At 63.0% G+C, this 12,984-nt stretch carries 12 protein-coding genes; 11 read left to right on the top strand and 1 reads right to left on the bottom strand.

Annotation, left to right across the window (positions count from 1 at the left end; all coding sequences use genetic code 11):
• The first annotated feature begins 57 nt into the window (after positions 1-57).
• The 11 genes from AC07Y2_RS23135 to AC07Y2_RS23085 all read left to right on the top strand — a co-directional run bounded on the left by AC07Y2_RS23135 (position 58) and on the right by AC07Y2_RS23085 (position 9,188).
• Entirely contained in the window at positions 58-693 is a 636-nt protein-coding gene (locus AC07Y2_RS23135) for a MotA/TolQ/ExbB proton channel family protein (RefSeq protein ID WP_163976130.1), read from the top strand.
• Positions 690-1,118, top strand: coding sequence for an ExbD/TolR family protein (locus AC07Y2_RS23130; RefSeq protein WP_039770694.1), 429 nt, complete (start codon positions 690-692; stop codon positions 1,116-1,118). The genes AC07Y2_RS23135 and AC07Y2_RS23130 overlap by 4 nt, the downstream gene beginning before the upstream one ends.
• A complete protein-coding gene (gene lpxK / locus AC07Y2_RS23125) occupies positions 1,118-2,128 on the top strand; it encodes a tetraacyldisaccharide 4'-kinase (RefSeq protein WP_103386991.1) in 1,011 nt (336 codons plus the stop codon). The genes AC07Y2_RS23130 and lpxK overlap by 1 nt, the downstream gene beginning before the upstream one ends.
• Before the next feature lie 24 nt (positions 2,129-2,152).
• Positions 2,153-2,338 (top strand): Trm112 family protein, encoded by a 186-nt coding sequence (locus AC07Y2_RS23120; RefSeq protein WP_003179363.1) that lies wholly within the window; start codon positions 2,153-2,155, stop codon positions 2,336-2,338.
• Positions 2,335-3,099, top strand: a complete 765-nt coding sequence (gene kdsB, locus AC07Y2_RS23115; RefSeq protein ID WP_074688122.1) for a 3-deoxy-manno-octulosonate cytidylyltransferase — start codon at positions 2,335-2,337, stop codon at positions 3,097-3,099. The genes AC07Y2_RS23120 and kdsB overlap by 4 nt, the downstream gene beginning before the upstream one ends.
• Positions 3,099-3,563 (top strand): low molecular weight protein-tyrosine-phosphatase, encoded by a 465-nt coding sequence (locus tag AC07Y2_RS23110; protein WP_064598568.1) that lies wholly within the window; start codon positions 3,099-3,101, stop codon positions 3,561-3,563. Before kdsB ends, AC07Y2_RS23110 begins: the two co-directional genes overlap by 1 nt.
• Positions 3,560-4,579: a UDP-N-acetylmuramate dehydrogenase gene (gene murB, locus AC07Y2_RS23105; RefSeq protein WP_074688118.1), complete on the top strand. Its 1,020-nt coding sequence runs from the start codon at positions 3,560-3,562 to the stop codon at positions 4,577-4,579. The genes AC07Y2_RS23110 and murB overlap by 4 nt, the downstream gene beginning before the upstream one ends.
• A gap of 247 nt (positions 4,580-4,826) precedes the next feature.
• Entirely contained in the window at positions 4,827-5,297 is a 471-nt protein-coding gene (locus tag AC07Y2_RS23100; RefSeq protein WP_039770687.1) for a (2Fe-2S)-binding protein, read from the top strand.
• Positions 5,294-7,615: a xanthine dehydrogenase family protein molybdopterin-binding subunit gene (locus AC07Y2_RS23095; RefSeq protein ID WP_007950775.1), complete on the top strand. Its 2,322-nt coding sequence runs from the start codon at positions 5,294-5,296 to the stop codon at positions 7,613-7,615. The genes AC07Y2_RS23100 and AC07Y2_RS23095 overlap by 4 nt, the downstream gene beginning before the upstream one ends.
• Entirely contained in the window at positions 7,615-8,595 is a 981-nt protein-coding gene (locus AC07Y2_RS23090; protein ID WP_085647438.1) for an XdhC family protein, read from the top strand. The genes AC07Y2_RS23095 and AC07Y2_RS23090 overlap by 1 nt, the downstream gene beginning before the upstream one ends.
• Positions 8,592-9,188, top strand: a complete 597-nt coding sequence (locus tag AC07Y2_RS23085) for a nucleotidyltransferase family protein (protein WP_103386990.1) — start codon at positions 8,592-8,594, stop codon at positions 9,186-9,188. The genes AC07Y2_RS23090 and AC07Y2_RS23085 overlap by 4 nt, the downstream gene beginning before the upstream one ends.
• A 67-nt stretch (positions 9,189-9,255) precedes the next feature.
• Here AC07Y2_RS23085 and rne read toward each other — a convergent pair whose 3' ends face one another.
• Positions 9,256-12,480, bottom strand: a complete 3,225-nt coding sequence (rne, locus tag AC07Y2_RS23080; RefSeq protein ID WP_103386989.1) for a ribonuclease E — start codon at positions 12,478-12,480, stop codon at positions 9,256-9,258.
• Positions 12,481-12,984 lie beyond the last annotated feature (504 nt).

Here is a 12,984-nt window from a genome sequence, read left to right as displayed (position 1 = left end):
GTCTTTATCGCGAACCGGTATGGTAAAGTGGCGCACTTTTTCGAGGGGGCTGTCACTGTGTGGGAATTGGTCAAATCCGGCGGCTGGATGATGTTGCCGATCATTCTGAGTTCCATCGCCGCCATGGCGATCGTCGCCGAGCGCCTGTGGACCCTGCGCGCCAGTCGCGTCACCCCTGAGCATTTGCTGGGTCAGGTCTGGGTCTGGATCAAGGACAAGCAGCTCAACAAGGAAAAACTCAAGGAATTGCGCGCCAACTCGCCGCTGGGGGAAATCCTCGCCGCAGGCCTGGCCAACTCCAAGCATGGTCGCGAGATCATGAAGGAGTGCATCGAAGAGGCCGCCGCCCGGGTCATCCACGAGCTGGAACGCTACGTCAACGCGCTGGGCACCATTGCCGCCATGTCGCCGTTGCTCGGTCTGCTGGGGACGGTGCTGGGCATGATCGACATTTTCAGTGCCTTCACCGGCTCCGGCATGACCACCAATGCTGCGGTGCTGGCCGGCGGTATTTCCAAGGCGCTGATCACTACCGCTGCGGGTCTGATGGTCGGTATTCCGGCAGTGTTCTTCCACCGGTTCCTGCAACGCCGCATCGATGAACTGGTGGTGGGCATGGAACAGGAAGCGATCAAACTGGTGGAAGTGGTGCAGGGCGACCGTGACGTCGATCTGGCCGGGGGCAAAGCGTGAAATTCCGTCGCAAGCCCCGGGAAACGATCGACATCAACCTCGCGTCGCTGATCGACGTGGTGTTCATCCTGTTGCTGTTTTTCGTCGTGACCACCACCTTCACCCGCGAAACCCAACTGCGTGTCGACCTGCCGGAAGCGGTCAGCGGCTCGCCGGCCGAGGATCAGCAGGTCAAGCAACTGGACGTGGCCATCAGCGCCGAAGGCGTGTTCTCGGTGAACAACAGGATTCTGCCGAAGAATGATCTGGCCACCCTGATGGAAGCCATGCAGAAAGAAGCCAACGGCGACACCAATATGCCGCTGTCGATCAGTGCTGACGGCAAGGCTCAGCATCAATCCGTGATCACCGCCATGGATGCGGCCGGCAAGCTCGGTTTCAGCCATCTGCGCATGACCACGGTCGAGGCGGCGCCCAAATCCTGATGGCCATGTCCGATCGTCTGCTCGCCGCGTGGTATCAGGGGCACCCGGCCCTGACGCTGTTGCGGCCGCTGGAGTGGCTGTACCGCCGCGTGGTGGCCGGCAAGCGTCAGCGTTTTCTCGATGGCGAAGGTGAGATCTACCAGTCGCCGGTGCCGGTGATCGTGGTCGGCAACATCACCGTCGGCGGCACCGGCAAGACCCCGATGATCCTGTGGCTGATCGAGCACTGCCGACGCCACGGGCTGCGGGTCGGTGTGGTCAGTCGTGGTTACGGCGCCAAACCGGCGCAACTGCCATGGCGAGTCCAAGCCGATCAGACTGCCGACATCGCCGGCGACGAACCTTTGCTGATCGTGCAGCGCACCGGCGTGCCGCTGATGATCGATCCCGATCGCAGCGCCGCCGTCAGAGCCCTGCTGGACAGCGAGCCGCTGGACCTGATCCTGTCCGATGACGGTATGCAACATTACCGCCTCGCGCGGGATCTGGAACTGGTGCTGATCGACGCTGCCCGTGGGCTTGGCAACCAGCGCTGCCTGCCCGCCGGCCCCCTGCGCGAACCGGTCGAGCGCCTGCAAAGCGTTGACGGTGTGCTGTTCAACGGCGCCCTTGAGGATCGCGACGGCGGTTTCGCCTTCCGTCTGCAGCCCTCGGCGCTGGTCAACCTGCGCAGCGGTGAACGTCGGCCGCTCGATCATTTTCCGCCCGGCCAGGCCGTGCACGCGGTGGCCGGGATCGGCAACCCGCAACGTTTCTTCAATACCCTCGAAGCGCTAGACTGGCGGCCTGTGCCCCACGCCTTCGCCGACCACGCCGAATACAGCGTGCAGGCCTTGAGTTTTACGCCGTCATTGCCAGTAGTGATGACTGAAAAGGACGCGGTGAAGTGCCGTGCCTTCGCCGCTGCCGACTGGTGGTACCTGGCGGTCGATGCTGTGCCGTCACCGGCCTTCGTGGCCTGGTTCGACACGCAGTTGATGCGCCTGTTGCCGGATCGTCTTTTGCCTTAATCCGTTTTTATCCAGGGAATGTTCATGGACACCAAATTGCTCGACATCCTCGCCTGCCCGGTCTGCAAAGGCCCGCTCAAGCTCAGCGCCGACAAGACCGAACTGATCAGCAAGGGCGCCGGTCTGGCGTACCCGATCCGCGACGGTATCCCGGTCATGCTGGAAAGCGAAGCCCGCACCCTGACCACCGACGAGCGTCTGGATAAATGACCACCGCCTTCACTGTTGTCATCCCGTCGCGCTACGCCTCGACCCGCCTGCCGGGCAAGCCGCTGCTGGACATCGCCGGCAAGCCGATGATCCAGCACGTCTGGGAACAGGCGAGCAAAAGCAGCGCCAGCCGCGTGGTCGTGGCAACCGACGATGCGCGTATCGTCGAGGCCTGCAAGGCTTTCGGCGCTGAAGTGGTGCTGACCCGTGAAGATCACAACTCCGGCACCGATCGTCTGGCCGAAGTGGCGGCGAAGCTGGGTCTGGAGCCGGATGCCATCGTGGTCAACGTGCAGGGTGACGAACCGCTGATCCCGCCGAGCGTGATTGATCAGGTCGCCGCGAATCTTGCGGCCCACACCGAAGCGCGCATGGCCACCCTGGCCGAGCCGATCGAAGACGTCGAAACCCTGTTCAACCCGAACGTGGTCAAGGTCGTCAGCGACCTCAACGGTCTGGCGCTGACCTTCAGTCGAGCGACCCTGCCATGGGCCCGCGATGCTTTCGCCAAGAGCCGCGACGTGCTGCCGGAAGGCGTGCCGTATCGTCGCCACATCGGCATTTATGCCTACCGCGCAGGCTTCCTTCAGGACTTCGTGAACTGGGGTCCGTGCTGGCTGGAAAACACCGAATCCCTCGAACAGCTGCGTGCCCTGTGGCACGGCGTGCGGATTCATGTGGCTGACGCGTTGATCGCGCCGCCGACCGGGGTCGACACCGCCGAAGACCTCGAGCGCGTCCGTCGCCTGCTGGAGGCCTGATGCGCGTTCTGTTCGTGTGCCTGGGCAACATCTGCCGTTCGCCCACCGCCGAAGGCGTGTTGCGCCACAAGTTGCGTGAAGCGGGGCTGGCGGATCAGGTCGAAGTGGCCTCTGCCGGCACTGGCGACTGGCACGTTGGCAATCCGCCGGACAAGCGCAGCCAGGCGGCGGCCAAGCTGCGCGGTTATGACCTGTCGGCGCAACGCGCGCAGCAGGTCAGCCGCGCCGATTTCGCCAGCTACGACCTGATCCTCGCAATGGACAACAGCAACCTGCGCAATCTCAAGGCGCTGCAACCGTCCACCGGCAAGGCCGAGCTGGACTTGTTCCTGCGCCGTTATGAAGGTGAAGTCGACGAGGTGCCGGATCCGTATTACGACGGCGATCAGGGCTTCGAGCAGGTGCTGGATCTGATCGAGCGTGCCTGCGATCAGTTGTTGATTGAAGTGAAGGGGCGGTTATGAGTTTGCAGATACAACCGCAGGTTTCCCTGAAGCCCTTCAACACCTTCGGCGTTGATGTGCGCGCACAGCTGTTTGCCGAAGCCCACAGTGACGCCGATGTGCGCGAAGCCCTGGCGTATGCGAGTGCCCATGATGTGCCGTTGCTGGTGATTGGCGGCGGCAGCAATCTGTTGCTCACGGCGGACATTCCGGCGCTGGTGCTGCGTATGGCCAGCCGTGGCATCCGCGTCATCAGCGACGACGGCAATCGTGTGGTGATTGAAGCCGAAGCCGGTGAGCCGTGGCACCCGTTCGTGCAGCACACGCTGGCGCAGGGTTTTTCCGGGCTGGAGAATCTCAGCCTGATCCCCGGCACTGTCGGTGCTGCGCCGATGCAGAACATCGGTGCCTACGGTGTCGAGATCAAGGATGTGTTCGCCGGCCTGACGGCGCTGGATCGCCAGACCGGCGAGCTGCGCGACTTCAGCCTGGAGGAATGCCGGTTCGCCTACCGCGACAGCGTGTTCAAGCAGCAGCCGGGACGTTGGCTGATCCTGCGGGTGCGCTTCGCGCTGGATCGAGTCGCGCATCTGCACCTGGAATACGGCCCGGTGCGTCAGCGCCTGACCGAGCAGGGCATCGAGCAACCGACGCCGACGGATGTCAGCCGCGCGATTTGCAGCATCCGCAGCGAAAAACTGCCGGACCCGGCGGTGCTCGGCAATGCCGGCAGCTTCTTCAAGAACCCGCTGGTGTCGGCGGCCGTGGTTGCACAGATCAAGGCGCAGCATCCGGATCTGGTGGCCTACGCGCAACCGGACGGGCAGATGAAGCTGGCGGCCGGCTGGTTGATCGAGCGTGCCGGCTGGAAAGGTTTCCGTGAAGCCGATGCCGGCGTGCATAAATTGCAGGCGCTGGTGCTGGTCAACTACGGTGCGGCGACCGGGCTGCAATTGCTCGATCTGGCACAGCGGATCCAGAAAGACATTTCAGAACGTTTCAATGTCGAGCTGGAAATGGAGCCCAACAGGTATTGAGGCTACGCTTTCAAGGCTGAACCCAAAGCCCTGCACTTATTTAAAAAGTGCAGGGCTTTTTTGTTAATCGCGGGTTAACGTAGCCAGCTAACGATACCAACCATTTGCTCCACCAAAGGCCCGGTGCAGACATTCCCGTCGGCACAAGAGAGCCTGATTAGCCTGAGCCGATCTGCGCGAACCACTACCGTCCCTGCGGTGGCAGATGGCTCGACCCCATAACCTCCAAGAATATGCGGGCGTGCCCATGATTACCCTGAAACTCAATGGTCAAGATCATCCACTCGATGTCACCGAGGACATGCCGCTGTTGTGGGCGATCCGCGACGTCGCCGGTTACAACGGCACCAAGTTCGGCTGCGGCATGGGCCTGTGCGGTGCATGCACCATTCATATCGACGGCGCGCCGGCGCGCAGTTGCATCACCCCGATCGGTTCGGTGGTCGGGCAGAACGTGACCACCATCGACAACCTGCATGCCGACCCGGTCGGTCAGATCGTCCAGCAAGCCTGGCTCGACACCGCTGTGGCCCAATGCGGTTACTGCCAGGGCGGCCAGATCATGTCCGCCACCGCGTTGCTCAAGACCAACCCGAACCCGAGCGACGAGCAGATCGAAGAAGCGATGGTCGGCAACATTTGCCGCTGCGGTACCTATAACCGGATCAAGACCGCGATCCGTCAGGCATCCACTCACCTGAAGGAGGCCAAGGCATGAGCCGTCTACCGAACGATTTTGCCCTGAGCAACCTGAGTCGCCGGGGCTTCCTCAAGGGCGTCGGCGCCACGGGTGCGCTGGTGCTGGCGGCGAGCTGGGGCTGGCAGGATGCGCTGGCCGAAGACAAGCCCAAGCAGTTCGGCGCCGATGGCATGCCCAACGGCTGGATCGACGATCCGAAGGTCTACGTCAGCATTGCCGCCGACGGCACGGTGACCGTGGTCTGTAACCGTTCGGAAATGGGCCAGGGCGTGCGCACCAGCCTGACCATGGTGGTCGCCGATGAACTGGAAGCCGACTGGGCGCACGTCAAGGTTCAGCAGGCGCCGGGTGATGAGGTGCGCTTCGGCAACCAGGACACCGACGGCTCGCGCAGCATGCGGCACTGGTACGAACCGATGCGCCGTTGCGGCGCCGCCGCCCGTACCATGCTGGAACAAGCCGCCGCTGCGCAGTGGAAGGTGCCGGTCGGCGAATGCCGCGCGCAACTGCATAAAGTCATTCACACACCGTCCGGGCGTGAGCTGGGTTACGGTGAGCTGGCCGCTGCGGCCAGTGCGCTGACGGTGCCGGCCCGTGACAGTCTGCGGCTCAAGCAACCGTCGGAATTCCGCTACATCGGCAAGGAAGGCACCAAAGCCATCGACGGTGCCGACATCGTCAATGGCCGCGCGGTGTACGGGGCCGACGTGCATTTCGACGGCATGCTGTTCGCGGTCATTGCGCGTCCGGCGGTGTACGGCGGCAAGGTCAAGTCGGTGGACGACAGCGCCGCGCTGAAAGTGCCGGGCGTGCTGAAAGTCATCCAGATCGAACCCCGGCCATTGCCTTCGGAATTCCAGCCGTTGGGTGGCGTGGCCGTGGTGGCCAGCAACACCTGGGCGGCATTGAAGGGCCGTGAAGCGCTGAAAATCGAGTGGGACGACGGTCCGAACGCCACTTATGACTCGGTCGCCTATCGCAAGGAGATCGAAGCCGCTTCGCTGAAGCCGGGCAAAGTGGTGCGCAATACCGGCGACATCGACAAAGCCATCGGCAGCGCCGCCAGCACGCTCGAAGCCTCTTATTACTTGCCGCATCTCGCCCAGGCACCGATGGAGCCGATGGTCGCCATCGCCCGTTACAAGGATGGCACTTGCGAAGCCTGGGCACCGAGCCAAGCGCCGCAGGTCACCCGCGAGCGGATCGCTGAACGCCTGGGGCTACCGTTCGATAACGTCACTTTCAATGTCACGCTGCTGGGCGGTGGATTCGGGCGCAAGTCCAAACCGGACTTCGTCGTTGAGGCTGCTGTGCTCGCCAAGGAATTCCCCGGCAAAGCGGTGCGTGTGCAGTGGACCCGGGAAGACGACATCCACAATTCGTATTTCCACACCGTGTCCGCCGAATACCTCAAGGCCGGTGTGGGCAAGGACGGTTTGCCGTCCGCCTGGTTGCACCGCACGGTGGCGCCGAGCATCACCGCGTTGTTTGCGCCGGGCATGAATCACGAAGCCGCGTTCGAGCTGGGCATGGGCTTTACCAACATGGCCTACGCGATTCCCAACGTGCGCCTGGAAAACCCTGAGGCCACGGTGCACACGCGGGTCGGCTGGTATCGCTCGGTGTCGAACATTCCCCATGGCTTCGCAATCCAGAGCTTCGTCGACGAACTGGCGCACAAAGCCAAGGAAGATCCGCTCAAGTACCAGATCAAGTTGCTCGGCCCGGATCGGCAGATCGACCCGCGTACGCTCAGTGAAGAGTGGAATTACGGCGAATCCCCCGAGCGTTATCCGATCGACACCGGGCGCATGCGCACCGTGCTCGAAACGGCAGCCAAGGCGGCGGGGTGGGGGCGTCAATTGCCCAAGGGTCGTGGTCTCGGATTGGCGGTGCATTACAGCTTCGTCACCTATGTGGCGGCGGTGATCGAAGTCGAGGTCAAGGACGACGGCACGCTGATCGTGCACAAGGCCGATATCGCCGTGGATTGCGGCCCGCAGATCAACCCCGAGCGCATCCGTTCGCAGTTCGAAGGCGCCTGCGTGATGGGCCTGGGCAACGCCGTGTGGGGCGAAATCAGCTTCAAGGACGGCAAGGTGCAGCAGGACAACTTCCATATGTATGAAGTCGCGCGCATGTCGTTGGCGCCGAAGGAAGTCGCGGTGCATCTGGTAACGCCGCCGGGCGAGGTGCCGCTGGGTGGCGTCGGCGAACCGGGCGTGCCGCCGATTGCGCCGGCGCTGTGCAATGCGATCTTCGCCGCCACCGGCCAGCGCATCCGTAACCTGCCGGTGCGTTACCAGTTGCAGGGCTGGCAGAAGGCGCAAGCGTAATGGACAGCGCCGATCTGAATGTCCTGCGTAGTGTGCTCGAATGGCGCCGCGCCGGACAGCGGGTAATGTTGTTCAGCGTGGTGCAGACCTGGGGCACCGCGCCCCGGGCACCCGGCGCAATGCTGGCGCTGCGCGAAGATGGCGTGGTGATCGGTTCGGTGTCCGGCGGTTGCGTCGAGGATGATCTGATCGCCCGGCTGCACGACGGACGGATTCCCGCCAACGGGCCGCCGGTGCAGTTGATCACCTACGGCGTGACGCAGGAAGAAGCGGCGCGCTTCGGCCTGCCTTGCGGCGGCACCCTGCGCCTCACCGAGGAACGGGTCGGTGATCCGGCGTGGGTCGCCGAGCTGCTGGATCGCTGCGAGGCTCACGAAATCGTCGCGCGCGAGCTGAACATCGGCACTGGCGAGGTGGTGTTGCGACCGGCCGGCAAGACCGATGTCTTGAGTTTCGACGGCCAGACCCTGCGCGCCATCTATGGCCCGCGCTGGCGCCTGCTGTTGATCGGCGCCGGGCAGTTGTCGCGGTATGTGGCCGAGATGGCGCGATTGCTGGATTTCGAAGTACTGATCTGTGATCCGCGCACCGAGTTCGTCTATGGCTGGGAAGAGCAGCATGGACGTTTTGTCCCCGGCATGCCGGACGAAGCAGTGCTGAATATCCAGACCGATGAACGCACGGCGATTGTCGCGCTGACTCACGACCCACGGCTGGATGACATGGCGTTGCTCACGGCGCTCGACTCCAAGGCGTTCTACGTCGGCGCACTCGGCTCACGGGTCAACAGCCGCAAGCGTCGGGAAAACCTGGCTGAGCTAGGCTTGTCGGAAGCGGCCATCGCCCGTTTGCACGGGCCGATCGGTTTGCATATCGGCAGCCATTCACCGGCGGAAATCGCCCTGTCGCTGTTGGCGGAAATCGTCGCGATCAAGAATGGTGTCGAGCTCAAGCAGAAGAAGACAGTGGAGAGCGTATGAGCCGATCCATCGGAGTGATTGTGCTGGCGGCGGGCGAGGGCAGTCGCTTTCGCGAGGTGGCGGGTGCCGACAAGGACAAGCTGCTGGCCGATTGCACCGGGCGCGACGGCGCGGTGCGTTCGGTGATCGAGCAGGTGTTGGTGAACCTGCCGGCGAGTCTCGACAAGCGAGTGCTGGTGACGACCCAGGCGCGACCGCAGGCGATGCGCATGGCGCAGGCCTACGGGTGTGACATTATCTCGATCGAGTCCACGGGAATGGGCGACAGCATCGCGGCGGGTGTGGCGGCTTGCCCGGAAGCCGATGGCTGGCTGATTGTGCTGGGCGACATGCCGTTCATCCTGCCGTCGAGTATTGAGCGGGTCGTGGCGGCGATGGCCGAGGATGCGGTCAGCGTACCGACGTTGAACGGTGATTATGGGCATCCGGTCGGGTTTGGCCGCTCGTTCGCCGCAGGGCTGATGGCTTTGTCCGGTGACCGGGGCGCCAGACCGCTGTTTGCCCAAGGACGGGTGATTGAAGTCGCGGTGGATGACCCGGGTGTGGTGTGGGATATCGATGTACCGGATGCGCTGGTGTTCCCGCCATCCTGATAAAACCTTGAGATATAAAAAAGCCCCGCCTGGATCACCAAGCGGGGCTTTTTAGTGGCTTTTGGAATCAGACGAGGGGTTTAGGCTCGTGTTCTTTTTCCTGGGCCTCTTCGTGTTGCTCGACCGCTTCCTGAACGGAGCGTGGTGCTTCGGCAATCACGGCTTCAACGGCAACTTCCTCAGCGACCGGGGCAGGAGCCGCCTCGACCACGTCGGCAGCTGGAGCAGCAGCGGCGGCAGCCAGCTCGGCTTCCTTCTGCAGACGCTCTTCTTCACGCTTGCGACGACGCACTTCGCGCGGGTCGTTCGGCGCGCGCCCGCTTGGGGTCAGGGCGCTGACCGGAGCAGCTTCAACCACTGGCGCTGGTGCTTCGGCTACTACTGGCGCTTCAACCACAGGGGCTTCAACGACCGGTGCCGGTTCAGCAACAACTACTGGCTTGGCAGCCTTGGCTTCTTCAACAACAGGCGCTTCAACCACTGGCGCTGGTGTTTCAGTGACAGCCGGCTCGGCGACCCAGTTGAACGCGGTCTGTTCTTCGCGAACTTCACGCACGGTTTCGGTCACGGTTTCAGCGACGGTTTCGACAACCGACTGTTCAGCGACGGCTGGCGCTTCAAAGGACACAGCTGGTTCGGCAGCGACTTCAACCTGAGGCTGAGCTTCGCGAGCCGGAGCTACTTCGACTTCCGGAGCAGCAGGTGCTACGACCGGAGTGGTGGCTTCAACAACCGGCGCTTCTACTGGAGCAGTTTCCAGTGTTGCAGCGGTAGCGCGTTCAGCTTGCTCGTGGGCCTGAGCTTCAGCTGGAGCGCTGATCACGGTGCTGGCAACAGCAGCGGTCACAGCCAGGCCAGCGGCCAGATCGGCAGTGCTTGGCGCCTGGGCGTTTTCGCCGGACTCGGACTCTTCCGAACCTTCGATCACGTTGCCGTTGGCATCACGCTGACGCTCGCGACGGTTGCTGCGACGACGCTGACCACGGGAGCGGCGGCGTGGACGATCGCCTTCGGCGTTCTCCGAACCGTCTTCCGGCAGTTGCTCTTCGTTGGTGGTGATTTCTTCTTCAGCGACGGCAGCAGCGGCCTGTTCGGCACGCGGTTGACGCTCTTCACGCGGAGGACGTGGCGCACGCTCTTCACGTGGCTGACGGGCAGGACGCTCTTCAGCGGTGGCGGCGGCAGCAACGGCCGGAGCGGCATCCAGCGGCTCGCGCAGTTCACGTACGCGTTCTTCACGCTCGCCACGCGGCTTGCGATCTTCGCGCGGAGCACGTGGTGCACGTTCTTCACGAGGGGCGCGTGGTGCGCGTTCTTCGCGGGCTACCGGTGCTTCGTCACGGGATTCGCGTGGCTCGCGGACTTCACGTGGTTCGCGCGGCTGACGCTCTTCTCGCGGCTCACGTGGGGCGCGCTCTTCACGCGGTGCACGCTCTTCGCGCGGCTTGCGCTCTTCATCGCGGCGACCATTACGGTTGCGGCTCTGCTGACGACCGTTGCGACGCTCTTCGTTGCGGGCCGGACGCTCGGTGGCTGGTTTTTCAACCACGACCGGAGCAACCGGCTCTTCCTTGGTGGCGAACAGGCTGACCAGCGACTTCACCAGGCCTTTGAACAGGCTTGGCTCTGGCGCAGCAACCGGAGCAGGTGCCGGGGCCGGAGCGGCGACTTCGGTCGGAACCGGAGCGTTGGCGCGGGCCGGAGCGGTCTTGACCGCGGCTTCCTGGCGAACCAGGGTGCGGGTCGCGGCGGCTGGCTGGACGTCTTCGACATCGGCGGCAGCGGCAGCGATTTCGTAGCTGGACTGGTTGGTTGCGGCTTCCGGGCTGTCGTCACGCAGGCGCTGAACTTCGAAGTGCGGGGTTTCGAGGTGATCGTTCGGCAGGATGACGATGCGGGCGCGGGTGCGCAGTTCGATCTTGGTGATCGAGTTGCGTTTTTCATTGAGAAGGAACGCGGCCACCGGGATTGGCACTTGAGCGCGAACTTCGGCGGTGCGGTCTTTCAGGGCTTCTTCTTCGATCAGACGCAGGATCGCCAGGGACAGCGATTCGACGTCACGGATGATGCCGGTGCCGCTGCAGCGCGGGCAGACGATGCCGCTGCTTTCGCCGAGCGAAGGACGCAGGCGCTGACGGGACATTTCCAGCAGGCCGAAGCGCGAGATGCGGCCGATCTGCACGCGGGCGCGGTCGGCTTCCAGGCATTCGCGGACTTTCTCTTCCACGGCGCGCTGGTTCTTGGCAGGGGTCATGTCGATGAAGTCGATGACGATCAGGCCGCCGATGTCGCGCAGGCGCAACTGACGGGCGATTTCTTCGGCGGCTTCAAGGTTGGTCTGCAGGGCGGTTTCTTCGATGTCGCTACCTTTGGTGGCGCGCGCCGAGTTGATGTCGATGGACACCAGGGCTTCGGTCGGATCGATGACGATGGAGCCGCCGGATGGCAGTTCGACGACGCGCTGGAAAGCGGTCTCGATCTGGCTTTCGATCTGGAAACGGTTGAACAGCGGAACGCTGTCTTCGTACAGCTTGATCTTGCTGGCGTACTGCGGCATCACCTGGCGGATGAAGGTCAGGGCTTCGTCCTGGGCTTCAACGCTGTCGATCAGCACTTCGCCGATGTCCTGGCGCAGGTAATCGCGGATGGCGCGGATGATCACGTTGCTTTCCTGGTAGATCAGGAACGGCGCGGAACGATCCAGCGAGGCTTCTTTGATGGCGGTCCACAGTTGCAGCAGGTAATCGAGGTCCCACTGCATTTCTTCGCTGCTGCGGCCAAGGCCGGCAGTGCGCACGATCAGCCCCATGTCGGCCGGAGCGACCAGACCGTTCAGCGCTTCACGCAGTTCGTTGCGCTCTTCGCCTTCGATGCGACGGGAGATGCCGCCGGCACGCGGGTTGTTCGGCATCAGAACGAGGTAACGACCGGCCAGGCTGATGAAGGTGGTCAGGGCTGCGCCCTTGTTGCCACGTTCTTCTTTTTCGACCTGAACGATGACTTCCTGGCCTTCGCTCAGGACGTCCTTGATGTTGACGCGGCCTTCAGGGGCTTTCTTGAAGTATTCGCGGGAGATTTCTTTGAGGGGCAGGAAGCCGTGGCGCTCGGAGCCGAAATCGACAAAGGCAGCCTCAAGGCTTGGTTCGATGCGAGTGATGCGGCCTTTATAGATGTTGGCCTTCTTCTGCTCGCGTGCACCGGATTCGATGTCCAGGTCGTAGAGGCGCTGGCCATCTACCAGTGCAACACGCAACTCTTCGGGTTGAGTTGCGTTAATCAGCATTCTTTTCATGTAGTACCGTCGGTTTCCGGGCTGCCGGAAACGGCGTTCGGCACACACGACTTCTCACGGTCGGTGTCAGGTGCGTCGGGAGTGGTTGGCCATTCCCGTGTCCAGCGATGTCCGGCCAATTGGGCCGTTATCGCGACGTACGCGTCCTGCTTGCTGTGGCTACTTAAGCACTCAGTCAGGAGGAGGAATCAACCGGTGGCTGTGGACGAGATGAAGCGTCTTGATAAAACCTGTTGCTACACAGTCCAGCGGTTGTGCATCTCCACCCTACACGTATCCCTGATAATTCGGGTGCTGCCGCGCGCAGAATCCGCAGCGGGTTGGCATTTACCGTGAGCTCCGAAAGGGGAGGTCACGCATCATGGCTAATTCAGGCGGTGTTTCCGGAGTCTTCGCTCGGGGTCATCCGCGGCTGACTGCACTTTGTGAACTGGCCGTGAATATGGCTCGCGTGGCGAGTCAAAACTCTGCTTTGCGGCGTGATTCAGGCCTCATGTCACCTGC

The organism is Pseudomonas sp. GW456-12-1-14-TSB6, assembly GCF_059424205.1.
Note: the sequence above shows the minus strand (reverse complement) of the source record. Positions and strands in the feature narration are given on the sequence as shown.

Bases quoted from the DNA above. Each gene is read 5' to 3' on its own strand.
- lpxK (WP_103386991.1), top strand. From the start codon at position 1,118: ATGGCCATGTCCGATCGTCTGCTCGCCGCGTGGTATCAGGGGCACCCG.
- AC07Y2_RS23120 (WP_003179363.1), top strand. From the start codon at position 2,153: ATGGACACCAAATTGCTCGACATCCTCGCCTGCCCGGTCTGCAAAGGC.
- kdsB (WP_074688122.1), top strand. From the start codon at position 2,335: ATGACCACCGCCTTCACTGTTGTCATCCCGTCGCGCTACGCCTCGACC.
- AC07Y2_RS23110 (WP_064598568.1), top strand. From the start codon at position 3,099: ATGCGCGTTCTGTTCGTGTGCCTGGGCAACATCTGCCGTTCGCCCACC.
- murB (WP_074688118.1), top strand. From the start codon at position 3,560: ATGAGTTTGCAGATACAACCGCAGGTTTCCCTGAAGCCCTTCAACACC.
- AC07Y2_RS23100 (WP_039770687.1), top strand. From the start codon at position 4,827: ATGATTACCCTGAAACTCAATGGTCAAGATCATCCACTCGATGTCACC.
- AC07Y2_RS23095 (WP_007950775.1), top strand. From the start codon at position 5,294: ATGAGCCGTCTACCGAACGATTTTGCCCTGAGCAACCTGAGTCGCCGG.
- AC07Y2_RS23090 (WP_085647438.1), top strand. From the start codon at position 7,615: ATGGACAGCGCCGATCTGAATGTCCTGCGTAGTGTGCTCGAATGGCGC.
- AC07Y2_RS23085 (WP_103386990.1), top strand. From the start codon at position 8,592: ATGAGCCGATCCATCGGAGTGATTGTGCTGGCGGCGGGCGAGGGCAGT.
- rne (WP_103386989.1), bottom strand. From the start codon at position 12,480: ATGAAAAGAATGCTGATTAACGCAACTCAACCCGAAGAGTTGCGTGTT.